A 23,198-nucleotide genomic window follows, 5' to 3' on the forward strand; every position below is an offset into this window, starting at 1 on the left:
GTCCGGGGCGGCCGGCCCGGCGTGCCGCTCCGGGTGCGGCGGGGACGGATGCGTTCCACCATGCCTCCCATGACCTCAGCGGGGACCGACCCGGGGTTGCCACGGCCGGCGGCGGAGCTGTCCGGCGAGCTGCGGCGCATGGCGCTGCACCTGGAGACGGCGGCGGTGCTCGAGCTGCGGGCGCAGCGCACCACCGACGCCGTGCAGGTGGCGGTGCTGCGCCGGCGCGCCGAGCACCGACGACGGGAGGCGGACCGCCTGCGGGAGCGGCTGGCCGCCCGCGGCGTGGCCCTGCCGCGCGGGTAGCGGGCGCCGGGCGCGGCCCCGGGCTGACCCGGGAGCGCTAGCGTCGCGTCCGTGGCCACCTGGGCGGACGTGCGGCGCCTGGCCCTCGCGCTGCCCGGGACCACGGAGGGCACCTCCTACGGCCGGCCGGCGTGGAAGGTCCGCGACCGCGCCTTCGTCTGGGAGCGCCCGCTGCGCCGCGCCGACGTCGAGCAGCTGGGGGACGCCGCGCCGGAGGGCCCGGTCCTCGGCGCCGCCGTCGCCGACGAGGGCGTCAAGCAGGCGCTGGTCGCCGACGACCCCGCCGTCTACCTGACGACGCCGCACTTCGACGGGTACGCCGCCGTGCTGGTGCGGCTGGACGCGATCGACGTCGCCGAGCTCGGGGAGCTGGTCACCGAGGCCTGGCTGGCCAGGGCGCCGGCCCGGCTGGCGCGCGAGTACCTGGCCGGGCGGTAGTCCCTCCCGGTACCGGGCGGTACGGCGCCACGCACGAACCCCTGGCCGCGTGCCGCGGGGTCTGGCATCTTGCGCCGCCGTCCCGCTCCCGAGACCACTGGAGATCCCGTGCGTCTGCGCCCCCTCGTCGCCGGCACCGCCCTCGCCGCGACGTCCGTCCTCGCCCTCGCCGCCCCCGCCGCCGCGGCGCCGAGGCCCGCCCACGAGGCCGACGTCGTCGGCGTCGTCCAGGTCGACCGCGGCGACCGCACCGTGGCGCAGGTCCAGGTCCGCTACCGGTGCGCCGCCGGCGAGGACCTCGGCCTGTGGGTGTCGGTCAAGCAGACCGCCGACCGCACGGCCGACCCGCGCCTGGAGCAGGAGGGCAGCAGCGGCGTCTCCGCGGCGTGGAGCGACAGCCACCGCAACGCCTTCACCTGCGACGGCAGGAGCCGCGTCGGCACCTTCGAGGTCGACCAGACCGAGCCGGCGTGGGACGGCGGGGTGCGTGCCGGTCTCGGCCCGCTGGCGCGGGGCGAGGCCTACGTGCAGTTCTGCCTGACCGACCCGGACGCCCCGGGCCCCGAGGGGCTGCTGCTCAGCCACAGCGAGTTCGTGCACGTGCGCTGACTCCCGGACGCCGCGGTACCGGCACGACCGGTACCGCGGCGTTCCACGCGCCGGATCGCGCCGGGAGTGGCAGAGTCCACAGCGTGAAGACCTGGCTCGACGCCTGGCCGGTGTTCCGGCAGCTGACCGGCCCCGATCCGCTCGGACGCGGCAGGGCCGCGCGGAGCAAGGCGACGGAGGGCGTGGTGAGCCGCACGGCCACCGCCGACCGCGTCGTCCAGAGCGTCTGCCCGTACTGCGCCGTGGGCTGCGGGCAGCGGATCTTCGTGAAGGACGAGCAGATCGTCCAGATCGAGGGCGACCCGGACTCGCCGATCAGCCGCGGCCGGCTCTGCCCCAAGGGCAGCGCCAGCAAGTCGCTGGTCACCAGCCCGACCCGCGTGACGACGGTCAAGTACCGCCGGCCGTACGGGACGGAGTGGGAGGACCTCGACCTCGACACGGCGATGCACATGATCGCCGACCGCGTCCTCGAGGCCCGGCGCAAGGGCTGGCAGGACGAGAACCACGGCAAGCGCGTGAACCGCACCATGGGGTTGGCGAGCCTCGGAGGGGCGACCCTCGACAACGAGGAGAACTACCTCATGAAGAAGCTGTACAGCGCCCTGGGCGCCATACAGATCGAGAACCAGGCGCGCATATAGCACTCCGCCACGGTGCCCGGTCTGGGTGCCTCGTTCGGTCGTGGCGGTGCCACGAACTCCCAGGAAGACCTCGCGAACTCCGACTGCATCGTCATCGAGGGTTCGAACATGGCCGAGTGCCACCCGGTGGGTTTCCAGTGGGTGAGCGAGGCCAAGGCGCGCGGCGCGAAGGTCGTCCACGTCGACCCGCGGTTCACCCGGACCAGCGCGATCGCCGACCTGCACGTGCCGCTGCGCATCGGCACGGACATCGCGTTCCTCGGCGGGCTGATCAACTTCGTCCTCGAGAACGACCTGTACTTCAAGGAGTACGTGGTCGCCTACACCAACGCCGCGGCACTGGTGAGCGAGGACTTCGTCGACGCCGAGGACCTCGGCGGCCTGTTCTCCGGTTTCGACCCGGAGAACAACACCTACGACGAGTCCAGCTGGCAGTACGAGCCGGAGGAGCCGCCGCACTCGGGCTCCGACGACCCGGCCGGGGCCGCCGCGCAGGACGAGCTCGAGGACCACCCCCAGGTGAGGAAGACCGACAAGGCGCAGGCGGCCGGCAGCGGTGGCCCGCCGATCGCGGCGAAGCCGAGGCGGGACGAGACGCTGCAGCACCCGCGGACGGTCTTCCAGGTCCTGAAGCGGCACTTCGCCCGCTACACCCCGGAGATGGTGGCCGAGGTCTGCGGCATCGAGCCGGAGGTGTTCCTGCAGGTCGCCCGCTGGGTGACCGAGAACAGCGGGCGGGACCGGACGACGGCGTGGGTGTACTCGGTGGGCTGGACGCAGCACAGCGTCGGCGCGCAGTACATCCGCACCTGCTCGATCCTGCAGACGCTGCTGGGCAACATCGGCCGTCCCGGCGGCGGCATCCTGGCGCTGCGCGGGCACGCCAGCATCCAGGGCTCGACCGACGTCCCGACGCTGTACAACCTGCTGCCCGGTTACCTGCCGATGCCGCACGCGATGCAGCACCAGTCCCTCGACGAGTACTGCGCCGACGCCGCCGGCAAGGCCGGCTTCTGGGGCAACAAGCGGACCTACATGGTCAACCTGCTCAAGGCCTGGTGGGGCGACGCCGCGACGCCGGAGAACGACTTCGCCTTCGGCTACATGCCGCTGATCGACGGCGACCACAGCTCCTACCGCCAGATCAAGGACATGATCGAGGGGAAGATCTCCGGCTACTTCCTGGTCGGCGAGAACCCCACGGTCGGCCACCCCAACGGCCGGATGAACCGGTTCGGGCTGGCCAACCTGGACTGGCTGGTCGTCCGCGACCTGCAGATGATCGAGTCGGCGACGTTCTGGAAGGAGTCGCCGGAGATCGAGACCGGCGAGCTCGCCCCGGAGACGATCGCCACCGAGGTCTTCTTCATGCCGGCGGCGTCGCACGCGGAGAAGGAGGGGACCTTCACCCAGACCCAGCGGCTGCTGCAGTGGCGGCACAAGGCCGTCGACCCGCCGGGCGACGCGAAGAGCGACCTGTGGTTCTACTTCCACCTCGGCCGCATCCTGCGCGAGCGGCTCGCCGGGTCCACCGACCCGCGCGACCGGCCGCTGCTGGACCTCACCTGGGACTACCCGACGCACGGTCCCGACCAGGAGCCCAGCGCCGAGGACGTGCTGCGGGAGATCAACGGCGTCGGGCCCGACGGGCGCGCCGTCTCCGGGTACATGGAGCTCCAGGACGACGGGTCGACGTCGTGCGGCTGCTGGATCTACTCCGGCGTCTACGCCGACGAGGTCAACCAGTCCGCCCGCCGCAGGCCCGGCCGCGAGCAGGGCCCGGTCGCCTCCGAGTGGGGCTGGGCGTGGCCGTACAACCGGCGCATCCTCTACAACCGCGCCTCGGCCGACCCCGACGGCAGGCCGTGGAGCGAGCGCAAGAAGTTCGTCTGGTGGGACGAGGAGGCCGGCCGCTGGACCGGCGCCGACAACCCGGACTTCGAGGCGACCAAGCGGCCGGACTACGTGCCCCCGGAGGGGGCCCGGGCGCAGGACGCGATCGGCGGCGCCGACCCGTTCATCATGCAGGGGGACGGGAAGGCCTGGCTGTACGCGCCCGCGGGCGTCGTCGACGGGCCGCTGCCGACGCACTACGAGCCGGCGGAGTCCGTCGTCGAGAACGCCTTCTACAAGCAGCAGGCGAACCCGACGATCGAGCGCATCGAGGGCCCGTGGAACCGGGAGAACCCGCCGCTGAGCCCGGTCTTCCCGTTCCAGGTGACCACCTACCGGCTCACCGAGCACCACACGGCCGGCGGGATGAGCCGGACGCTGCCCTACCTGTCCGAGCTCCAGCCGGAGTTCTTCGTCGAGGTCAGCCCCGAGCTCGCCGCGCTGCGCGGGCTGGTCAACGGCGAGTACGCCACGCTGGTCAGCACGCGGACGGCGATCGAGGCGAAGGTGCTGGTCACCGAGCGGATGCGGCCGATCCGGCTGCGCAACGGCCAGGTCGTGCACCAGATCGGGATGCCCTACCACTGGTCCTACAGCGGCATCTCCACCGGCGACTCGGCCAACGACCTGCTCGGCATCGTGCTCGACCCGAACACGCACATCCAGGAGGACAAGGTCAGCACCGCCGACATCGTCCCGGGACGGCGCCCGCGCGGTCCCGAGCTGATCGAGTTCGTGGAGGGCTACCGGCGGCGCGCGGGCGTGGCGTCCGGGCGGGTCGGGCTCAACGGCCGTGACCCGGTCGCCGCCGAGGCCGGCGAGGGATCCCAGCAGTGAGGAGGCCGGCATGACCCCGATCAGCTCGGCGAGCGCGGCGTTCACCGGGCACGACCCGGAGAACCGGCTCTACGGGCCGGTGCCGGACGTCACCGGGCAGGCCGGCTACGACCCGGACCACCCGGCGCGGGTGGGCTTCTTCACCGACACCTCGGTGTGCATCGGCTGCAAGGCGTGCGAGGTGGCGTGCAAGGAGTGGAACACGCTGCCGATGGACGACTCGCACGGCGTGCGCGACGTCATCGGGCTGTCCGGGATGTCCTACGACAACACCGGTCAGCTGGGCGCCAACTCCTGGCGGCACGTGGCGTTCATCGAGCAGTCCCGCACCGTCGACCTCCCGATGCCGACCTTCGGCCGCCCGGGGGACGACCGGCGGGACTCCGGGCCCTCGCCGGTGGCGGGGCGCCCGGACGAGAGCCTGGCGCACGTCCAGCAGTCGAGCGTGCTCAACGCCGAGGCGCTGAGCGAGTTCGACCCGCAGACCGGGCAGAGCGGCACCGACAAGCAGATCCGGTGGCTGATGAGCTCCGACGTCTGCAAGCACTGCACGCACGCCGGCTGCCTGGACGTCTGCCCGACCGGGGCGCTGTTCCGCACCGAGTTCGGCACCGTCGTCGTCCAGGGCGACATCTGCAACGGCTGCGGCTACTGCGTCATCGGCTGCCCGTACGGCGTCATCCAGACCCGCAAGGGCGACGGCCGGGCCTTCAAGTGCACGATGTGCTACGACCGGCTCACCGACGGGCTGCAGCCGGCGTGCGCCACCGCGTGCCCGACCCAGTCGATCCAGTTCGGCAACCTCGACGAGCTGCAGGCCCGCGCCGACGCCCGCCTCGCCACGCTGAAGGCGCAGGGCGTGGAGACCGCGCGGCTCTACGGCCGGGACGAGGACGACGGCGTCGGCGGCGCGGGCGCGTTCTTCCTGCTGCTCGACGAGCCGGAGGTCTACGGCCTGCCGCCGGACCCGGTGGTCACCACCCGTGACCTGCCGGCGATGTGGCGCGCGGCGGCGGCCGGCGCGGCGATGATCGCCGGCGTCGTCATCTCGTCGTTCGTCGGGCGGAGGCCCCGGTGACGGAGGGGCTCACGACACCGGGTGCGGGCTGGCGGCGGGCCGACGGCCCGGCGGCGGAGGCCCGGGGCAAGCGGCGGCGCAGAGGCGGGCGGCGCGGCGGTGGTGGCGAGGTCGCCATGGTGGACGACGCCACGTTCACCTCGTACTACGGCCGCCCGATCATCAAGCCGCCGGTGTGGAAGTCGCCGGACGTGCCGCTGTACCTGTTCCTCGGCGGCATGGCGGGGTCGTCGTCGATCCTGGCGGCGGTCGCCGACGTCACCGGCCGGCCGGTGCTGACCCGGGTCGGCCGGTACACCGCCGGCGGCGGTGCGATCGCGTCGGTGGTCTTCCTCATCCACGACCTGGGCCGGCCCGAGCGGTTCCTGCACATGCTGCGGGTGTTCAAGCCGACCTCGCCGCTGTCGGTCGGCTCCTACATCCTCGCGCCGTTCGGCGCGGCGGCCGGGGCGACGGCGGCGGTCGAGCTGCTGGGCTGGTTCCCGCGGCTCAAGCGCTTCGGTGGCGTGGTGTCGGCGCTGTTCGGCGGGCCGCTGGCCACCTACACCGGGGTGCTGCTGGCCAACAGCGCGGTGCCGTCCTGGCACGCGGCGCACCGGCAGCTGCCGTTCGTCTTCGGCGGCTCGGCGATGGCGGCCGGCGGCGGGATGACCATGGTGTTCACGCCGGTGGCCGAGGCCGGTCCGTCGCGGCGGACCGCGGTGGCCGGCGCGGCGATCGAGCTGGCCGTGATGCACCGGGTGGAGACCGACCACGGGATCGTCAGCGAGCCGTACCACGAGGGCCGGCCCGGGACGCTGCTGCGCGCGGCGAGGGCGTGCACGGCGGCGGGCGCGGCGCTGACCGTCGTCGCCGGGCGCCGTCGGGCCGGTGCGGTGGTGTCCGGGCTGCTGCTGGCGGCCGGCTCGCTGCTCACCCGCTTCGGCGTCTTCGAGGCGGGGATGGCCAGCGCGCGGGACCCCAAGTACACCGTCGTCCCGCAGCGCGAGCGGCTGGCCGCCCGGCAGAACGGCCACGCGCCGACGGTCACCCGCTGACCGCCGCCGCGGGGCTACCCGCGGAGGTGCTCGGCGAACGTGCGCGGCGGGCGGCCGAGCAGCGCGGTGAGCACCCGCGGGCTGCCGGTGAACCCGTGCGCGCGGTACTCGGCGAACATCGTCGTCAGGCAGCGGCGGGCGTAGGAGCCGTCGTCCTCGGGCGGGGCGGCGTCGACGGCGGTGACCTCCCGGCCGAGGTGCTCGCCCACCAGCCGGGCGACGTCGGGCGCGGTGAGCTCCTCGGGGCCGGCCGCCTCGAAGGTGCCGCTGTCCAGACCGTCCCCGGTGAGCAGCACGGCGGCGGCCTCGGCGACGTCGCGCAGGTCGACGAAGGACTGCGCCCGCTCCAGGCCCCACGGGCTGCGCAGCTCGCCGGTCCCCGCCGCGGCGGCCACCTGCGCGTCGAGGTTGTCGGCGTAGGCGCACGGCTGCAGCACCCGCCAGCGGGCACCGGTCCCGGCGACGGCGCCGTCGAGCGCCTCCTCGACGCGGTCCTTGGCGGCGTGGTGCGGCATCGACCGGACCTGCGGCCGGAGCACCGAGTGGTAGACCAGCCGCGCCGCCCCGGCCCGCGCGGCGGCGCGCAGCACGGCGGGCGCGCCGTCGGCCTCACGCGGGTCGAAGTTGGGCCAGACCAGGTACAGGGCGTCGGCGCCGGCCAGTGCCGGTGCCGGGTCCCCGGCGAGGTCGGCGGCGACGACCTCCGCGCCCAGCGCCTCGAGCTCCGGCCGCGGCCGCGGGGTGGCGACGACGGCGCGCACCCGCTCGCCGCGCGCCCGCAGCGCCCGGACGACCGCGGTGCCGGTGGGTCCGCCCGCGGCGGTCACGACGATCACCGGGCCGACACTAGAGCGGCAGGTCAGGCGGGCGTGGCCGGGTCCGGGGGGACGGCACCGGGCACGTCGTTGGGTCCGGCGACGGCGGGCCGGGGCCGGTCCTGCGGGTGGAGGCGGACGGCGACCAGCGCGACGTCGTCGTCCGGGTGGCCGTCGACCATGTGCTCGACCAGCAGGTCGCACAGCTCCTGCAGCGGCCGGTCGCCGAGCTCTGCCAGCGCGGCGGTGAGCCGGGCGGTGCCGGCGTCGAGGTCGGCGTCGCGCCGCTCGACCAGGCCGTCGGTGTAGAGCAGCACGGTCGTGCCGCGGTCGAGCTCGACGACGGACTCGTTGCGCGGCCGCTCCGGGTCCACGCCGAGCAGCACGTCGGCCCGCTCGGGCGCCAGCACGCGCACCTCGCCGTCGGCCGTGAGCACGATGGGCGGGGTGTGCCCGGCGTTGGACCAGCGCATCCGGGTGGTGCCGCGTCCGACCTCCCCGGGCGTCTGCTCGAGGCGGGCGACGGCGGCGGTGGCGAGGGTGCCGAACCGCAGCAGCTCCATGGCGCGGTCCAGGTCGCGCAGCACCGCGGCCGGCCCGGCGCCGGTGGCGACGGCGATGCCGCGGACCAGGCTGCGCAGCTGGCCCATCGTCGCGGCCGCGGCGGCGTCGTGGCCGGCGACGTCGCCGATGACCAGCGTGGTGGCGCCGTCGGCCTGCAGGAACGCGTCGTACCAGTCGCCGCCGACGGCGGCCGCCTCGGCGGCGGGGAAGTACCGGACGACGATCTCGGCGTGGTCCGGCTCGGGCGGCGCGGTGAGCATCGAGCGCTGCAGCTGCAGGGCCAGGTGCCGCTGGGCGCCGTAGAGGCGGGCGTTGTCGAGGGCCATCCCGAGACGCTCGGCGACGTCGCGGAGGGTGGCGACCTCGTCCGCGGTCGGGACGCGGCCGTCGGTGTAGAGCAGCGAGAGCAGGCCCAGGGTGTGGCCGCGGCCCCGCAGGGGCAGGGCCACCGCCGCGCTGGGCGCCAGCCGGGACAGCAGCCTGCGCGGCTCGCCTTCCAGAGTGGTGGCGAGGGCCTCCTCGCCGGACAGCAGGAGTGGCTCGCCGCTGCTGAGCGTCCGGCTCACCGCGGGGATGCCGGGCAGCGCGGCCGCGCGGGACCGGGCGTAGTCCTGCAGCAGCTCCCGCGACGCCTCGTCGGCGTGCCAGGAGCTGACGCCCCGGGTGTGGCCGTGCTCGTCGAGGACGCTGACGATGCACGCGTCGGCGAGCGCGGGGACGACCATGCGGGGCACCTGGCCGGTGGCGACCTCGGCGTCCATCGACCCGGCGAGCTCGGTGCTGATGCGCGCCACGGTGAGCGTCCGCTCCGCGGCGCGGCGGAGCTCCTCCTGGGCGCGGACCCGGTCGGTGACCTCGATGAAGTAGACCGACAGGCCCTCCGCGGTCGGCCAGGCGCGCAGCTCGTACCAGCCGTCGAGCGGGGCGGGGTAGTAGGCGTCGAAGGACACCGGCTGACGGGTCTCCACCGCGCGCCGGTAGCTCTCCTCGAACACCGAGCTCACGGCGGCGGGGAAGGCCGCCCAGATGTCCTCACCGAGCAGGTCCTCGCGACGGCGGCCCAGCAGCCGCTCGGCCTCGGCGTTGACGTGGGTGAAGCGCCAGTCGGGGTCGAGCGAGTAGAAGCCGGCCGGCATGGCCTCGAGGACCTGGGCGACGCCGAGGGACTCGCCGCGCTGGTCGGTGACGTCGTAGGCAGCACCGAGCAGCCGGGTGGCTCCCCCGTCGACGCCGCTCAGGGCGCGGCCCTGGGCGGAGATCCAGCGGGTGACGCCGCCGGGCAGGGTGATGCGGTACAGCGCGCTGAAGTCGCCGCACTCGTCGACGGCGGCCTGCAGCGCGGCCACGACCTCGTCGCGGTCGTCCGGGTGCAGGCGGGCGGTGAAGCCCTCGATGCTGCGGTCGAAGCCCGCGCCGTCGTACCCGAACAGCGCCACCAGGCGCTCGTCCCAGTCGAGGACGCCGGTGCGGAGGTCCCAGTCGAAGGTGCCGATGCCGGCGGCCTGCATCGCCAGTTCACCACGCAGGGCCGAGGCGATCTCGTCGATGTGCCGCTGCTCCGGGGCGCTGCTGAGCCGCCCGGTCCTGCCTCGGTCCCCCACTGCCACCTTCCCGGTCGTGTACCCGCTGCACGGGCGATCCCGTCCCGGTGGTTGGAGACGCGGTCCGCACCATGTGTACCCGGCCTATCCTGTTGTGAGCAACGCGTCCGGTGGAGATCACGGGAAGCGCGTTCCGCATAGCCACGGGGGTCGTCCGTCGGCTGGGGGAGACGTGCCGTGGTGGGTGTGGGCGCTGGTGGTGTGGGTCGTCCTCGCGGCCGCTCTGGCGGTCATCCTGGGCAAGGTGATCCGGGCGGCTGACCGGCGCGAGTCGAAGGACGAAGGGTCGGTCCGCGACGACGAGGAGGTCCCGCCCGGGGGACACCGGGCCTCGTGAGCGCCTGTCCGGTCATGCCAGCAGGCCGGCCTCGGCCTTCGCGGTCAGTGCGGTGCGGACGGCGGCGTCGACGGTGGCCGAGAACTCCGGGTCGGCCTCGGCGCGGGCGAGGACGGCGTCGAGCATCTCCGGGTAGACGTCCTCGGTCACGGTGAGCACGAGCGTGCCGCCGGCCTCGAGGAAGCGGACGGCGCGGTCGCCGGGCGGCACGTCCTCGAACGCCGCCGCCGCGCCGACGTCGTCGGTGATCACCACGCCGTCGAAGCCGAGGAACCCGCGCAGCAGCGTCGTGACCACCTGCCGCGAGAAGGTGGCCGGCGCGCCGGGGTCCAGCCGGGGGTAGGTGGCCGAGGAGAGCATCACGAACGGGTCGGCGTCGGAGCGGGCGAGCTCGCCGAACGCGGCCACCTGCTCGCTGTTCGCGGTGGTCACGTCGTCGGTGACGCCGGCGGCCTCGTCGGTGTTGGCGTCCACCAGCCCGAGGCCGGGGAAGTGCTTGAGCGTGGCGGTGACGCCGTGGGCGGCCAGCCCGTCGACGACGGCGCGCACGTCGGGGACGACGTCGGCCGCGGTGTTGCCGTACTGGCGGCCGAAGGCGCCGATCGGGTCGTTCGCGGCCTCGGTGCCGGCCGGGACGACGTCGGCCACCGGCGCGAGGTCGAGGTTGATCCCGGCCGCCGCCAGTTGGGCGCCGAGGGTGCCGGCGAGGGCGGCGAGCTGCTCGGGCGGGAGCTGCCCCTGCTCGGCCGCGGGCGGCAGCCGGTCGAAGCCGGGGCCCTGGAGCGACTGCACCTGCCCGCCCTCCTGGTCGACGGCGACCCAGGGCCGTGGCCCGGGCGCGGAGTCCGTCCAGCGCCCGGTGACGGCGGCGATGTCGGTCGCCGCGGCCTGCGAGCGGCCGGCGAGGAAGACGCCGCCCACGCCGCCGGCGACCAGGGCGTCGCCGGGGGAGAGGTCCTCCAGCCGCACGCCGACGACGAACAGCTGCGCCACCTGCGCCCGGCGGTCCATGCCGGCCAGCGCCGTGTCCACCTGCTGTGTGACCGGGTCGGCCGGCGGCGTCGTCGGGTCGGTCGTCCCCGTCGGCGCGGTGCTGCTGCCGGACGGGCTGCTCGACTCCGCCGTGGTCTCCGGGGAGCCCGAGCAGGCGGCGAGGACCAGGCAGAGGAGCGCGAGCAGGACGGCCGGGCGGGTCCGGACGGGCGGGCGCATCGGGCTCCTCGGACGGGGACGGCGGGCGACCTCCCCAGTGTGCCGACCCGGGACGGCGGCCCCGCGCGGCACCATGGGCGGGTGCGGACGGCGTGGGTGCGGGCAGGCGTGTTGCTCGCCGTGCTCGTCGCCGGCACCGTCGTGGCGCTGACCGTCGAACTGCCCGAGGTCGGTGCGGTGCGCCGCTGGGTCGGGGGCGCCGGCGTGGCGGGGCTCGTCCTGCTGGCTGTCGCGAAGGGGGCCCTGCTGGTCGGCCCGGTGCCCCGGTCGGCGCTGTGCGTGCTGCTCGGCGTCGTCCTCGGGTTCCGGACCGGCGCGGCCGTGGCCTATGCCGGTGGCCTGCTCGGCGCGCTGGCCGCGTTCGCCCTGTCCCGGTCCCTCGGGCGGGACACCGCCGTGCGACTGGCCGGGCCGCGGGTGGCCGCCGTCGACCGCGCGGTGGCCGGCCGGGGCTTCCTCGCCGTCCTCGTCGCGCGGGTGCTGCCGGTGGCGCCGTTCGCCGTGGTGAGCCACGCGGCGGGGCTGTCCGCCGTGCGGTTCCGTGCCTACGCGGCGGGCAGCGCGCTGGCCCTCCTGCCCACCACCGCGCTGCAGGTGGGAGTGGGTGCCGCGGTGCCGGGGCTGTCGGCGTGGGCGGCGCGGGCCGGGTCGCCGATGACGGCAGCGGTCGGGTTGCTCGTCGTCGCCGGGACGATCGGCCTGTTGCTCTGGCGCCGCTCCTGCCGTGCCCCGCGGACGCCGAGCTGACCGGTGGGCCTCGGCGCGCGGATCGACCTGCCACACCCGGGTGGCGACGTACCCTCTCGTCCGGGCAGGGCGCGGATCGGCCGGACTCCGGGCCGTCGACGCCCTCGACACGGGAACGTCGGACGGAGCCACGTGGGCCAGCGGAACCCTGGTGGTGCTGAGCCGGGCGGAGCGTGCCCGTCGTGACCGCTCCCGTCCGGTGGTTGGTGATGGCCGGCCACGTCCCCCCCGACGCCCGGGGCGGCGGCATCGTCCGCTACACGGTCGAGCTGGCGCGCGCACTCGGTCGGCGCGACGACGTCGAACTGCACCTCCTGACCTCCGCCGCCGCTGCCGGGCCGCTGAGCGAGCTCGCCGGTGGTCCCGACCGGGTGGTGCCCGTGCCGGCGGTGCCGGACCCCGCTCTCCCGGCGTTCGAGCGGTTCCTCCTCGGGCGGCGTCTGGGTTCCCGTTTCGACGTGGTGCAGGGCACCAAGCACCTGCTGCCCCGCGGCGTGGGAGCGCGGGCGGTGCTCACCGTGCACGACCTGCTCCTCTTCGACCGCCCGGCGGACTTCCCCCTGCCCAAGAGACTGCTGCTGGGCAGGCACTACGCCGCGTCCCTGCGGCAGGCGGACACCCTGGTGTGCGTCAGCGCGGCCACCCGGGCCAGACTGCTGCGCTGGGACCCGCGGCTGGCGCCCCGGGCGGTGGTGACGCCGCTGACCACCAGCCCCCGACTGCTGGACAGCGAGCCGGTGCCCGTCCCGTCGCTGGTCGGTCGGTCCTTCGCGCTCGTGGTGGGCGACCCCTCTCCGCGGAAGAACCTGGCCGTCGTCGTGTCCGCGTGGGCGCGGGTCGTCCGGCAGCGTCCCGATGCGGTGCTGGCGCTGGTGGGACCACCGGCGTGGGGGACGGAGTCCTACGGTCCCGACCACGCTGCTCTCATCGCCTCCGGGCACGTCGTCCAGCTCACCGGGGTCGACGACGGCACGCTGCGCTGGTGCTACGAGAACTGCGTGGTCGTGCTGACACCGAGTCTGGCCGAGGGCTTCGGACTGCCGGCGGTGGAGGCGCTCGACCTCGGAGCTCCGCTGGTCACCTCGACGGACCCGGCACTGGTGGAGGTCAGTGGGGATGCCGCTGCGCACGTGCCCGCCGACGACGTGACCGGCTGGGCCGACGCGGCGCTGCGCCGCCTGCAGGAGTCCCCGGCCCGCGCCACCGGTGTGCGGCAGCGCAGGACGTGGGACGACGTGGCCGCGGAGACGGTCGCGGCGGTCACCGGCCGTCCCGGCGCGCGGCCGGTCAGGGAGAGCTGAGCACGTCGTCGACGACGGCGGCCATCGCGCGGCGGAAACGCGGCCGGGAGAACGACTCGGCGTGCCTCCGGACCGCGGCAGGGTCGTAGTCGGCGCCGTCGAACGACGTCAGGGCCCGTGCCCAGACCGCCACCTCGTCCTCCCCTGGTCCCGCAACCGGCACCAGCTCACCGGTGACGCCGGGCAGCACCGAGTCGCGCGCTCCGCCGGCGTCGACGGCGAGGACCGGCGCGCCGCAGGCCTGGGCCTCGACCGGGACAATGCCGAAGTCCTCGACGCCGGGCATCACCAGGGCCCGGCACCGGCGGAAGAGGTCCCGCAGACAGTCGTCGTCGACCCGGCCGAGGAACGTGGTCTTCGGCCCGGCCAACTCCTCCACCTCCGCGCGCGCCCGCCCGCCGCCGACGACGACCAGGGGCACGTCCGCCCGTCTGGCGGCCAGTACTGCGAGGTCGGGCCGCTTGTAGGGCACCAGCCGGCCGGCGACCAGGAAGAAGTCCTCGCGCGGGACCGCCGGGTCGGGACGGTAGAACTCCGTGTCGACCGGGGGGTGCACGACCGTGGCCTCGCGGTGCCACCAGGACCGGATCCGGTCGGCCACGGCCCGCGAGTTCGCGATCATCGTGTGCACCCGGGCCGCGGCACTCCGGTCCATCGGGCGGAAGGCAGCGGAGAAGGCGCCGAGCCCGGCTGCTCCGAGCCGGCCGCCGGCCTCGTTGGCACGCATCGCCGGGTCCCACACCCAGCGGGCCGGACTGTGCACGTAGGCCACCACGGGCGCCGGGGTCGCGCGTACGACCTGCGTGGCGAAGGCGTGGTGCGAGGCGATGACGACGTCGGACGGCGGCACCCGCAACCTGCTCATCGCGACCGGGAGGGCCGGGAGGAGGTGGGCGTACGTGGTCCCCCGGACGAGCCGGCTCAGGCGCGTGCTGTGCACCCGGTGGTCGATGTCAGGGGGCAGGACTCCCGGCCGGGCGATCGGCGCCAGGACGGGGGCGTCCGGCCACTCGCGGGCCAGCTGCTCGACCACCATCTCCGAGCCGGCGTACTCGGTGAAGCGTTCGTGGACCAGCGTCACCCGGGGCCGGTCGCTCACGGCCGGCGTCCGGCCCCGCGCCGGTCGGGCGACCCACCGGCGCCCGCGACCGTCTGCGCCGTCCAGGAGGAACCCGCGCGACTGACTCGCATTCCGTCATGATGCCCGTCGCAGGGGAGAGGGGCGGAGTGATGACGGTCGTCCTGATCGGCCTTCCGGCCCGACCCACCCGCCTCTCACCCGCCGCGCTTGCTCGACTCCACGTCGAGGCGCGCTCTTGGAGGGTTCACCCGTGCGGATTCCCGCTACGCTCGCCCGGCCCAGCGCTCGTCGACGACAGAGGACTGCTGTGTCCGTCTCCGCGAACCGCGTGCCCCAGGTCGGTGCCCGTGACGGCACTGTGCCGAGGGATGGGTCAGGGGAGAGCCTCGTCGTCGTCCTGGCGTCCGCGAACCGGCCGGGGTTGCTCGGCGCTGTGGTAGCGGACCTGGGGCGCCAGACCCGGCAGGACTTCACACTCGTCGTCTCGGTGCCCGATCGCAGTAGCCTCCCGGATCGGCCTCTCCCCGACGGCACCGTGGTCGTGCACGCCAGGGGCCTGACCGCTCAGCGCAACGCCGCCCTCTCGGCCGTGCCAGAGGCCACCCACGTCTTCTGCTTCGATGACGACGCCGTCGTCCGGGAGGACTACCTGGAACGGGCGATGGGGTTCTTCGAGGCCCATCCCGAGGTCGTCGCCCTGACCGGTCGCGTCCTGCTCGACGGTGCCGCCGGGGCCGAGATCCCCCGAGCGGAGGCAGACCGGGCTCTCGAGGAGTCTCTCGGTAACCCCGTCACGGGGCACTGGACCTCGAGCCGTGAGCTGTACGGCTGCAACTTCGCCTTCCGCCCAGGGGCGCTCGAGGGGGAGCAGTTCGATGCCCGGCTGCCCCTGTACTCGTGGCTGGAGGACCACGACTTCGCGCGACGGGCGATGCGCCACGGGTCGCTCGCCAAGGTGCAGGACTGCGTGATCGTTCACCGCGGCGTGAAGTCCGGCGGACGGGTCGCACACGAACGGCTCGGCTACTCGCAGGTCATGAATCCCGCATATCTGCACCACGTCGGCAGCTTCCCGCTCTGGCTGGCCCTGCACGAGACGTTGCCACGTCTTGTCAAGAACGTCCTGCTCTCGGCACGAGGGCCTCAAGCAGAATGGCGGCGGGAACGCCTACGCGGCAACCTCCTCGCCGTGGCTGACGTCGTCCGTCGGCGGTTCACCCCCGAACGCATCGTGGATCTCGACCCAGAGCATCAGGCGGGTGACGGGAGGTCGGGCTCCTGAGGCGGCCCGCTGACAGCTCACCTGAGCCACCCCTGCTGCGTGAGGAGCATCGGTCGAGGCCCTCGTCGCCCGTCCCGGGGCTCGCAGCCCCCGGAGACAGGTGGAGACGGATCGCCAGGGACGGTCGGTCCTGATCGAGGAGGCGTCGGCTGTCGGCACGAGCACTCACGGTCTTCGACTCGGAACCGGTCCGTGCGCGCCAGAGTCCAAGGTCTCGGACGTTGCGCCTCGGGCGTGGAATCACTGTCGCGTGATGCATTCCTGACTGCTCGTGGTCTGCAACTGGTGGATGAGCGGTCCCATTCGTGAAGGCCTTGCGCTCCACAAAGCACTCTGGTTCCTTGTGCGGACCTCGGACGTGTTGCGTGTCCGGCGGTGCCAGGTGCCCAGGCCCCCGTCTGCGAATTCGGGGTGCCGGTGTCCCGCGGCAGTTCACCTTTGCAGTCAGCGAGCGGGGGACGCTTCATGAACGGCGCGGCTGGTGCAATTCCAGTGAGACCACCTTCGGAGTCCCGTGACCGGACGCGGACCGTCGACGCCTGGGTGATCCCGGGACCGACAGCCTCGGCCACCGGTTGACACCAGATGGCGTGCGCATGGCCGCTGGCGGCCTCTTCCATGCCGAACGCATCCTGAACTGCGAGACGGGAGACGACCGTGAGCACACCGATCGGCATCGCCGTGGTCGGCGCGGGTTACTGGGGGCCGAACCTGGTCCGCAACGCACAGGCCACCCCGGCGCTGCGGCTGGAGTACCTGTGCGACCTCGACGTCGCCCGTGCCCGCACGGTGCTCGGCGACTACAGCACCGTCCGGGCCACCGCTGACCTCGACGCGGTCCTGTCCGACCCGGCGGTCGACGCGGTGGCCGTCGCGACACCGGCGGCCACGCACACCGGCATCGCGATGGCCGCGCTCGCGGCGGGCAAGCACGTGCTGGTCGAGAAACCGCTGGCGGCCAGCCTCCCCGACGGGGCCAAGCTCGTGCGGACCGCCGAGGAAGCCGGGCTGGTCCTCATGCTCGACCACACCTACTGCTACACGCCGGCCGTCTCCCACCTGCGCGAACTGGTGCGCAGCGGTGAACTCGGGACGCTGCAGTACCTGGACTCGGTCCGGATCAACCTGGGACTGGTCCAGGCCGACGTCGACGTCGTGTGGGACCTGGCGCCGCACGACCTGTCGATCCTCGACTCACTGCTCCCCGACGGCGTCACCCCGGTGAGCGTGGCCGCGCACGGCGCAGACCCGCTCGGCTGCGGGCAGGTCTGCGTGGCGCACCTGTCGATCGAGCTCAGCTCCGGCGCGCTGGCGCACGTGCACGTCAACTGGCTGTCCCCGACGAAGGTCCGCACGACCATCGTCGGCGGCTCCCGGCGCACCGTCGTCTGGGACGACCTCAACCCCACCCAGCGGGTGGCGGTCTACGACCGCTCCATCGAGACCCGCGACCCCGGCGCGCTGGGCGTGGAGGCCCGCAACCAGACGCGGGTGTCCTACCGGATCGGGGACATGGTCGCCCCGGCCCTCCCCGAGAGAGAGGCACTGCGCACGATGATGGGCGAGTTCGCCGCGGCGATCACCGAGGGGCGACCGCCGCTCACCGACGGGCGCTCGGGTCTGCGGGTGCTGGCGATGCTGGAGGCGGCCGGCGCCAGCCTCCGCGCCGGGGGCGTCGCGGTCCCGGTGGAGCAGGTCCGCCTGGAGGTGGCGGCGTGAGTGCTGCGGTGGAGCTCGCCGGCAGCCGGGTGCTGGTCACCGGTGGCGCGGGCACCATCGGCTCGCACGTCGTCGACCAGCTCGTCGACGCCGGCGCCGCCGAGGTCGTCGTCCTGGACAACCTCGTCCGCGGTCGGTTGGCCAACCTGGAGCGGGCCCTCGAACGCGGTGGCGACGTCGTCCGGGTCGTGCAGGGCGACATCCGCGACGTCGGGCTGGTGCACGAGCTGACCCGCGGCACGGACCTCGTCTTCCACCTCGCCGCGCTGCGGATCACCCAGTGCGCCGAGCAACCACGGGTGGCGCTGGAGTCACTCGTGGACGGCACGTTCACGGTGCTCGAGGCCGCCGCCGAGCACGGCGTCGCCAAGGTGATCGCCTCCTCGTCGGCCTCGGTCTACGGCCTCGCGGAGGAGTTCCCGACCACCGAGCGGCACCACCCGTACAACAACGACACGTTCTACGGGGCGGCCAAGGCCTTCAACGAGGGCATGCTGCGCAGCTTCAAGGCGATGTACGACCTCGACTCGGTCGCGCTGCGCTACTTCAACGTCTACGGCCCGCGGATGGACGTCTACGGCGTCTACACCGAGGTCCTCATCCGGTGGATGGAGCGCATCGCCGCCGAGGAGCCGCCGCTGATCCTCGGTGACGGTCTGCAGACGATGGACTTCGTCCACGTCGAGGACATCGCGCGCGCCAACCTGCTGGCCGCGCAGGCCGACGTCACCGACGCCGTCTTCAACATCGCTTCCGGCACCGAGACCAGCCTGCGCGAGCTCGCCGACCGGCTGCTGGCGGCCATGGGCTCGGACCTGACGCCGGTGCACGGTGAGGCGCGGAAGGTCAACGCCGTCACCCGGCGGCTGGCCGACGTGACCGCGGCCCGGGAGCAGCTGGGATGGACGGCGCAGATCGGCCTCGACGAGGGACTGCGCGGCCTGGTCGAGTGGTGGCGCGCCGAGCGGGCGCCGGCCCAGGAGATGCCGGCATGACCGTCGTCGGCGTGCCGGCGGCGGCACTCCCGACCATCCCGGTGATGAAGCCCTGGCTGGGTGTGGAGGAGGCCGAGGCCGCTGCCGAGGCGGTGGCCTCGGGCTGGGTGGCGCAGGGGCCGCGGGTCAAGGCGTTCGAGGACGCCTTCGCCCGCCGCGTCGCCGTTCCCGAGGCGGTCGCCGTCTCCAACTGCACGACGGCGCTGCACCTGGCGCTGCACCTGCTCGGCATCGGGCCGGGGGACGAGGTCGTGGTCCCGTCCTTCTCCTTCATCGCCACCGCCAACGCCGCCCGCTACGTGGGTGCCGAGCCCGTGTTCGCCGACGTCGACGCACTCACCGGGAACCTGACCGCGGCCACGGTGGAGGAGGTGTTGACGCCGCGCACCCGCGCCGTGGTCGTCGTCCACCAGGCCGGGGTCCCCGCCGACGTCCCGGCGCTGGAGGCCCTGCTGGCACCGCGCGGGATCGCGGTCGTGGAGGACGCCGCCTGCGCCATCGGCAGCACCCTGCACGGCCGGCCGGTGGGCGCCGGCGCACACCTCGCCGCCTTCTCCTTCCACCCGCGGAAGCTGGTGACCACCGGGGAGGGCGGGATGCTGACCACCACCTCGGCAGGAGTCGCCGCTCGCGCCCGGCGGCTGCGCGAGCACGGCATGAGCGTCAGCGCCGCCGACCGGCACGCCACCGGACGCGTGGCCCCCGAGCAGTACCTCGAGCCCGGCTTCAACTTCCGCATGACCGACGTGCAGGCGGCCATCGGCCAGGTGCAGCTGACCCGGCTGGACTCGATGGTCGCCCGGCGGCGGCAGCTGGCCGCCCGCTACCGCGAGCTGCTGGCCGACCTGCCGGACCTGCGCCTGGTCGCCGACCCGCCGTGGGGGACGACGAACTTCCAGTCCTGCTGGGTGCTGCTGCCCGAGGGCGCCCCTGTCGGCCGGGACACCGTCCTCGAGCGGATGAGCGCGGCCGGGATCTCCTGCCGGCGCGGGATCATGGCCGCCCACCTCGAGCCCGCCTACGCCGACCGGCCGCGGGTCATGCTGCCCGTTACCGAGCGGCTCACGGCCGACAGTCTGGTCCTGCCGCTCTTCCACCAGATGACCGAGGCCGACCAGGACCGCGTGGTCGACGCCCTCCGCGCGGCACTGCGGTGAGCAGGACCGCGCGATCCCTGGTCATCCTCGGTTCGGGTGGTGCCGCCCGCGAGGTCGTCCAGCTGCTGCGTGCGTGCCCGCAGGCTGCTGGCGGTGATCCCGTCGCGGTCGCCGGGTTCCTCGACGACGATCCCGCGCGTGCAGGTACGGCGATCGACGGGGTGCCCGTCCTCGGACCCACCACCGAGGCCGCTGGCCACGCCACCCGCGGCGCACTGTTGCTGGCCTGCGTCGGCAATCCCGGAGCGCCCGCTTCCCGGCAGCGGCTGGTCGACCGGCTCGGGCTGCCCGCCGAGGTGTGGGCCACCGTGGTACACCCGCTAGCCAGTGTCTCGCCGGACAGCACGGTGGGTGCGGGCTCCGTCCTGCACGCCGGCGTCGTCCTCACCGCCGCCGTCATCGTCGGCCGTCACGTCTACGTCATGCCGCACGTCGTCCTCACCCACGACGGCGAGGTAGGCGACGCAGCCACCTTCGGCGCCGGCGTCCGGCTGGCTGGCGGCGTCTCGGTCGGCGCCGCCGCCTACCTCGGGTCGGGCGCGCTCGTCCGCGAGCACCGCCGCATCGGCGCCGGCGCCGTCGTCGGCATGGGCAGCGTCGTCCTCCGCGACGTCCCGCCCGGCGAGACCTGGGCCGGTAACCCTGCTCGTCCGCTCAGCTCGTCCCCGGCTCCCCTCATGGAGGCATCCCTGTGACCACCGTCGACCGTCCCGTGACGGCCCGCCCGGTCCCGCTGGTCGACCTCGGCGTCCAGCGGGACCGCATCGCGGACGAGGTCGCCGAGGGGTTCGCTCGGGTGCTGGCCACGACTGCCTTCATCCAGGGCCCCGACGTCGCCGCCTTCGAGGAGGAGTTCGCCACCTACACCGGTCGTGCGCACTGCGTCGGGGTCGGCAACGGCACTGACGCACTGGAGTTCGCACTCCGGGCCGCCGGCATCGGCGCGGGGGACCCCGTGGCGCTGCCGGCGAACACCTTCGTGGCCAGTGCGGAGGCGGTGCTCCGCGCCGGTGCGCGGCCGGTGCCGGTCGACGTCGATGACGAGCACCTGCTGCTCGACCCGGACGCGCTGGAGGAGGTCGCCGGCGAGATCCGCGCGGTGCTGCCGGTCCACCTGTTCGGGCAGATGGCCCCGATGGCGCGGATCCGCGAGGTCGCCGACCGGCACGGGCTGGTCGTCGTCGAGGACGCCGCGCAGTCGCAGGGCGCCACCCACCGCGGGGTGCCGATGGGCGGGTGGAGCACTGCGACGGGGACGAGCTTCTACCCGGGCAAGAACCTCGGTGCCTACGGCGACGCGGGCGCGGTGACCACCGACGACCCAGGCGTCGCGCGGACCGTGCGGCTGCTGGCCAACCACGGCAGCGAGGTCAAGTACCTGCACCCGGTGCTGGGCTTCAACTCGCGGCTGGACACGCTGCAGGCGGTGGTGCTGCGGGCCAAGCTGCGGCGGCTCGACGAGTGGAACGCCGAGCGGGTCGTCGCTGCACAGCGCTACGCGGACCTGCTCGCCGGCGTGCCGGGGGTGCGGCTGCCGGCGGTGGCGCCCGGCAACGAGCACGTGTGGCACCTCTACGTCGTGCGGCTGGCCGCTCGTGACGCCGTCCTGGCCGACCTGAACGCGGCCGGCATCGGCGCCGGGATCCACTACCCCGTGCCGGTGCACCTGACCGGCGCGCTCGCCCCGCTGGGGTACGGGCCGGGCGACTTCCCGGTCGCCGAGCGGGCGGCGGGTGAGATCCTCTCGCTGCCGCTGTTCCCCGGCATCACGCCCGCCCAGCAGGAGCGCGTCGCCGAGGCGCTCGTCACCGGGGTGGCCCGCCATGGGTGATCCGGCCGGCGTGCGTGTACACCCCCTCGGGCTGTGCGAGAGCGACGACGTGGGTCCGGGCACCCGGATCTGGGCTTGGGCGCACGTACTGCCCGGCGCCCGCGTCGGCGCGGACTGCAACATCTGCGACCACGCCTTCGTCGAAGGCGGGGCGCGGCTCGGCGACCGCGTGACCGTGAAGAACGCCGTCCTGGTATTCGACGGGGTCGAGGTCGGCGACGACGTCTTCCTCGGCCCCGGCGTCGTCTTCACCAACGACCTGCGACCGCGGGCGCACGTCAAGAAGGGACCCGACGCGCTGCTGCCCACAGTCGTCGAGGACGGCGTCACCCTCGGCGCCGGCACCGTCGTCGTCTGCGGCACCCGGATCGGCCGGCACGCCTTCGCCGCCGCCGGTTCGGTCATCACCCGGGACGTCGCGCCGCACTCCTTCGTCGCCGGGAACCCGGCCACGCACAGGGGCTGGGTGTGTGCGTGCGGGGAACGGCTGCCCGAGACCCTCTCGTGCGCGTGCGGACGAAGCTACGGGTCCGTCGGCGACGGAGTGGTGCAGATCGTCCCGCCCGCGGTCCAGTCAGCCGCCCCGGTACCCGAGGAGGTGCGCCTGTGAAGTTCCACCGGCCACAGCCGCTCTCCGGCCCCGCCAGCGTCAGCGTCCTCATCCCGTGCTATCGGTACGGCCGGTACCTGCGCGCAGTGGTGGACAGTGCGCTCGACCAGCCCGGTCTGGACGTGGACGTGCTCATCGTCGACGACGCGTCCCCTGATGATTCCGCCGAGGTCGCCCGGTCCATCGCCGCGACCGACCCCCGGGTCCGGGTGCTGGTCAACGAGACGAACCTGGGCCACATCGCCACCTACAACCGCGGCATCGCGGAGCTGACCGGAGAGTTTGCAGTGTTGCTCTCGGCCGACGACCTGCTCGTGCCCGGGGCGGTGACCCGCGCCGTCGCCCTCATGCAGGCTCATCCCTCGGTCGGCCTGGCCTACGGTCATGCGCCGCAGTTCCGGGGAACGCCCCCGCGACCTCGTCGTGGACCGGCGCTGTGGACGACATGGTCGGGGCACGAGTGGCTCGGGCTCCAGTGCCGGCGGGGCCGCAACCCGGCGTGGAGCCCGGAGGTCGTGATGCGTCGCACGGTCATGACCGAGTTCGGTGGTTACGACCCGGACATGCCACATGCCGGCGACATGGAGTTGTGGCTGCGGGCGGCGCTCCACGTCGACGTCGGCCGTGTCAACGGGCCCGACCAAGCGCTCTACCGGGACCACGGCGAGAACATGCACGTCGTCGTGTTCGGCGCGTTCCTCGACGACGCCACCGCACGCCGCGAGGTGTTCGACTCGATCCTGGGGGATGGAGCGACCGGGATCCTCGCCGAAGCGGAACGGCAGAGGCTGCTGCGTGTGGCACACCGAGCGCTGGCCAGGGAAGCGGTCCACACGGCGATCCTGGCGCTCGAGCAGGGACTGCCGGACAGCCGGAAGCAGGCCAAGGCCTGTCTCGACTTCGCTGTCGAGACCTGGCCGGACATCCGGGACGGGCGGCTGTGGAGGGCGGCCGAGTCGTGGCCGGGCTCGCAGCGATCGACCATCCGGATCCGTACCACGGCGACGGCGAGGCGAGTGCGAGACGTCGCTCGTTGGCGGCTCTGGCGTTACCTGGGTGTCTGAGGACGTGCTCTCCACCGGCCTGCCCGGGCAGGACGCTCCA

General features: G+C 74.0%; 20 protein-coding genes and 1 pseudogene. 17 read left to right on the top strand and 4 right to left on the bottom strand.

The genetic code is table 11. The features are described 5' to 3' along the window. The first annotated feature begins 69 nt into the window (after window positions 1–69). The 6 genes and pseudogenes from ACI79Z_RS02240 to nrfD all read left to right on the top strand — a co-directional run bounded on the left by ACI79Z_RS02240 (window position 70) and on the right by nrfD (window position 6,842). Window positions 70–306: a hypothetical protein gene (locus ACI79Z_RS02240; protein WP_387988551.1), complete on the top strand. Its 237-nt coding sequence runs from the start codon at window positions 70–72 to the stop codon at window positions 304–306. Between the two features lie 51 nt (window positions 307–357). Continuing rightward, window positions 358–744 (top strand): MmcQ/YjbR family DNA-binding protein, encoded by a 387-nt coding sequence (locus ACI79Z_RS02245; protein WP_387988550.1) that lies wholly within the window; start codon window positions 358–360, stop codon window positions 742–744. A gap of 108 nt (window positions 745–852) precedes the next feature. Further along, a complete protein-coding gene (locus ACI79Z_RS02250) occupies window positions 853–1,353 on the top strand; it encodes a hypothetical protein (RefSeq protein WP_387988549.1) in 501 nt (166 codons plus the stop codon). A gap of 83 nt (window positions 1,354–1,436) precedes the next feature. Next, window positions 1,437–4,727: pseudogene (gene fdh, locus ACI79Z_RS02255) on the top strand (formate dehydrogenase). A 10-nt stretch (window positions 4,728–4,737) separates the two neighbouring features. After that, a complete protein-coding gene (locus tag ACI79Z_RS02260; protein ID WP_387988548.1) occupies window positions 4,738–5,805 on the top strand; it encodes a 4Fe-4S dicluster domain-containing protein in 1,068 nt (355 codons plus the stop codon). Next, on the top strand, window positions 5,802–6,842 hold the full coding sequence (gene nrfD, locus ACI79Z_RS02265; RefSeq protein WP_456901547.1) for an NrfD/PsrC family molybdoenzyme membrane anchor subunit: 1,041 nt from the start codon (window positions 5,802–5,804) through the stop codon (window positions 6,840–6,842). Before ACI79Z_RS02260 ends, nrfD begins: the two co-directional genes overlap by 4 nt. Window positions 6,843–6,856: 14 nt before the next feature. On the opposite strand, the gene ACI79Z_RS02270 is transcribed toward nrfD, so the two are convergent. Together ACI79Z_RS02270 and ACI79Z_RS02275 are read right to left on the bottom strand one after the other, a co-directional pair. Continuing rightward, window positions 6,857–7,678, bottom strand: coding sequence for an SDR family oxidoreductase (locus tag ACI79Z_RS02270; protein ID WP_456901548.1), 822 nt, complete (start codon window positions 7,676–7,678; stop codon window positions 6,857–6,859). Window positions 7,679–7,701: 23 nt separating this feature from the next. Next, window positions 7,702–9,828 carry a SpoIIE family protein phosphatase gene (locus ACI79Z_RS02275; RefSeq protein ID WP_456901549.1) on the bottom strand — a complete coding sequence of 709 codons (2,127 nt, stop codon included), beginning with the start codon at window positions 9,826–9,828 and terminating at the stop codon, window positions 7,702–7,704. Window positions 9,829–9,994: 166 nt separating this feature from the next. On the opposite strand from ACI79Z_RS02275, the gene ACI79Z_RS02280 reads away from it, so the two are divergent. Further along, window positions 9,995–10,159 carry a hypothetical protein gene (locus ACI79Z_RS02280; protein ID WP_456901550.1) on the top strand — a complete coding sequence of 55 codons (165 nt, stop codon included), beginning with the start codon at window positions 9,995–9,997 and terminating at the stop codon, window positions 10,157–10,159. A gap of 12 nt (window positions 10,160–10,171) precedes the next feature. Here the strand turns inward: ACI79Z_RS02280 and ACI79Z_RS02285 are convergent, their stop codons facing one another. Further along, a complete protein-coding gene (locus tag ACI79Z_RS02285) occupies window positions 10,172–11,371 on the bottom strand; it encodes a glycoside hydrolase family 3 N-terminal domain-containing protein (RefSeq protein WP_456901551.1) in 1,200 nt (399 codons plus the stop codon). A gap of 108 nt (window positions 11,372–11,479) precedes the next feature. Between ACI79Z_RS02285 and ACI79Z_RS02290 the strand changes: the two genes are divergently transcribed. Both ACI79Z_RS02290 and ACI79Z_RS02295 read left to right on the top strand, forming a co-directional pair. Next, the gene (locus ACI79Z_RS02290) at window positions 11,480–12,118 is read left to right on the top strand and encodes a TVP38/TMEM64 family protein (RefSeq protein WP_456901552.1); all 639 of its coding nucleotides are present in this window, start codon (window positions 11,480–11,482) and stop codon (window positions 12,116–12,118) included. Window positions 12,119–12,300: 182 nt separating this feature from the next. Beyond that, window positions 12,301–13,419 carry a glycosyltransferase family 4 protein gene (locus tag ACI79Z_RS02295; protein WP_456901553.1) on the top strand — a complete coding sequence of 373 codons (1,119 nt, stop codon included), beginning with the start codon at window positions 12,301–12,303 and terminating at the stop codon, window positions 13,417–13,419. On the opposite strand, the gene ACI79Z_RS02300 is transcribed toward ACI79Z_RS02295, so the two are convergent. Then, entirely contained in the window at window positions 13,406–14,518 is a 1,113-nt protein-coding gene (locus ACI79Z_RS02300) for a glycosyltransferase (protein WP_456901554.1), read from the bottom strand. The genes ACI79Z_RS02295 and ACI79Z_RS02300 overlap by 14 nt on opposite strands. Window positions 14,519–14,807: 289 nt before the next feature. On the opposite strand from ACI79Z_RS02300, the gene ACI79Z_RS02305 reads away from it, so the two are divergent. The 8 genes from ACI79Z_RS02305 to ACI79Z_RS02340 all read left to right on the top strand — a co-directional run bounded on the left by ACI79Z_RS02305 (window position 14,808) and on the right by ACI79Z_RS02340 (window position 23,158). After that, window positions 14,808–15,782, top strand: a complete 975-nt coding sequence (locus ACI79Z_RS02305) for a glycosyltransferase family 2 protein (RefSeq protein WP_456901555.1) — start codon at window positions 14,808–14,810, stop codon at window positions 15,780–15,782. Window positions 15,783–16,439: 657 nt separating this feature from the next. Further along, the gene (locus tag ACI79Z_RS02310; RefSeq protein ID WP_456901556.1) at window positions 16,440–17,501 is read left to right on the top strand and encodes a Gfo/Idh/MocA family protein; all 1,062 of its coding nucleotides are present in this window, start codon (window positions 16,440–16,442) and stop codon (window positions 17,499–17,501) included. Beyond that, window positions 17,498–18,496: an NAD-dependent epimerase/dehydratase family protein gene (locus tag ACI79Z_RS02315; RefSeq protein ID WP_456901557.1), complete on the top strand. Its 999-nt coding sequence runs from the start codon at window positions 17,498–17,500 to the stop codon at window positions 18,494–18,496. The genes ACI79Z_RS02310 and ACI79Z_RS02315 overlap by 4 nt, the downstream gene beginning before the upstream one ends. After that, window positions 18,493–19,653 (top strand): DegT/DnrJ/EryC1/StrS family aminotransferase, encoded by a 1,161-nt coding sequence (locus ACI79Z_RS02320; protein ID WP_456901558.1) that lies wholly within the window; start codon window positions 18,493–18,495, stop codon window positions 19,651–19,653. Before ACI79Z_RS02315 ends, ACI79Z_RS02320 begins: the two co-directional genes overlap by 4 nt. Next, window positions 19,650–20,348, top strand: a complete 699-nt coding sequence (locus ACI79Z_RS02325) for an acetyltransferase (protein WP_456901559.1) — start codon at window positions 19,650–19,652, stop codon at window positions 20,346–20,348. Before ACI79Z_RS02320 ends, ACI79Z_RS02325 begins: the two co-directional genes overlap by 4 nt. Further along, the gene (locus ACI79Z_RS02330) at window positions 20,345–21,484 is read left to right on the top strand and encodes a DegT/DnrJ/EryC1/StrS family aminotransferase (protein WP_456901560.1); all 1,140 of its coding nucleotides are present in this window, start codon (window positions 20,345–20,347) and stop codon (window positions 21,482–21,484) included. The genes ACI79Z_RS02325 and ACI79Z_RS02330 overlap by 4 nt, the downstream gene beginning before the upstream one ends. Further along, the gene (locus ACI79Z_RS02335) at window positions 21,477–22,094 is read left to right on the top strand and encodes an acyltransferase (protein WP_456901561.1); all 618 of its coding nucleotides are present in this window, start codon (window positions 21,477–21,479) and stop codon (window positions 22,092–22,094) included. Before ACI79Z_RS02330 ends, ACI79Z_RS02335 begins: the two co-directional genes overlap by 8 nt. Beyond that, on the top strand, window positions 22,091–23,158 hold the full coding sequence (locus tag ACI79Z_RS02340) for a glycosyltransferase family 2 protein (RefSeq protein ID WP_456901562.1): 1,068 nt from the start codon (window positions 22,091–22,093) through the stop codon (window positions 23,156–23,158). Before ACI79Z_RS02335 ends, ACI79Z_RS02340 begins: the two co-directional genes overlap by 4 nt. The last annotated feature ends 40 nt before the right edge of the window (window positions 23,159–23,198 follow it).

This window comes from Geodermatophilus sp. SYSU D00663, assembly GCF_054050655.1.

Bases quoted from the DNA above. Each gene is read 5' to 3' on its own strand.
- ACI79Z_RS02240 (WP_387988551.1), top strand. From the start codon at position 70: ATGACCTCAGCGGGGACCGACCCGGGGTTGCCACGGCCGGCGGCGGAG.
- ACI79Z_RS02260 (WP_387988548.1), top strand. From the start codon at position 4,738: ATGACCCCGATCAGCTCGGCGAGCGCGGCGTTCACCGGGCACGACCCG.
- ACI79Z_RS02285 (WP_456901551.1), bottom strand. From the start codon at position 11,371: ATGCGCCCGCCCGTCCGGACCCGCCCGGCCGTCCTGCTCGCGCTCCTC.
- ACI79Z_RS02320 (WP_456901558.1), top strand. From the start codon at position 18,493: ATGACCGTCGTCGGCGTGCCGGCGGCGGCACTCCCGACCATCCCGGTG.
- ACI79Z_RS02335 (WP_456901561.1), top strand. From the start codon at position 21,477: ATGGGTGATCCGGCCGGCGTGCGTGTACACCCCCTCGGGCTGTGCGAG.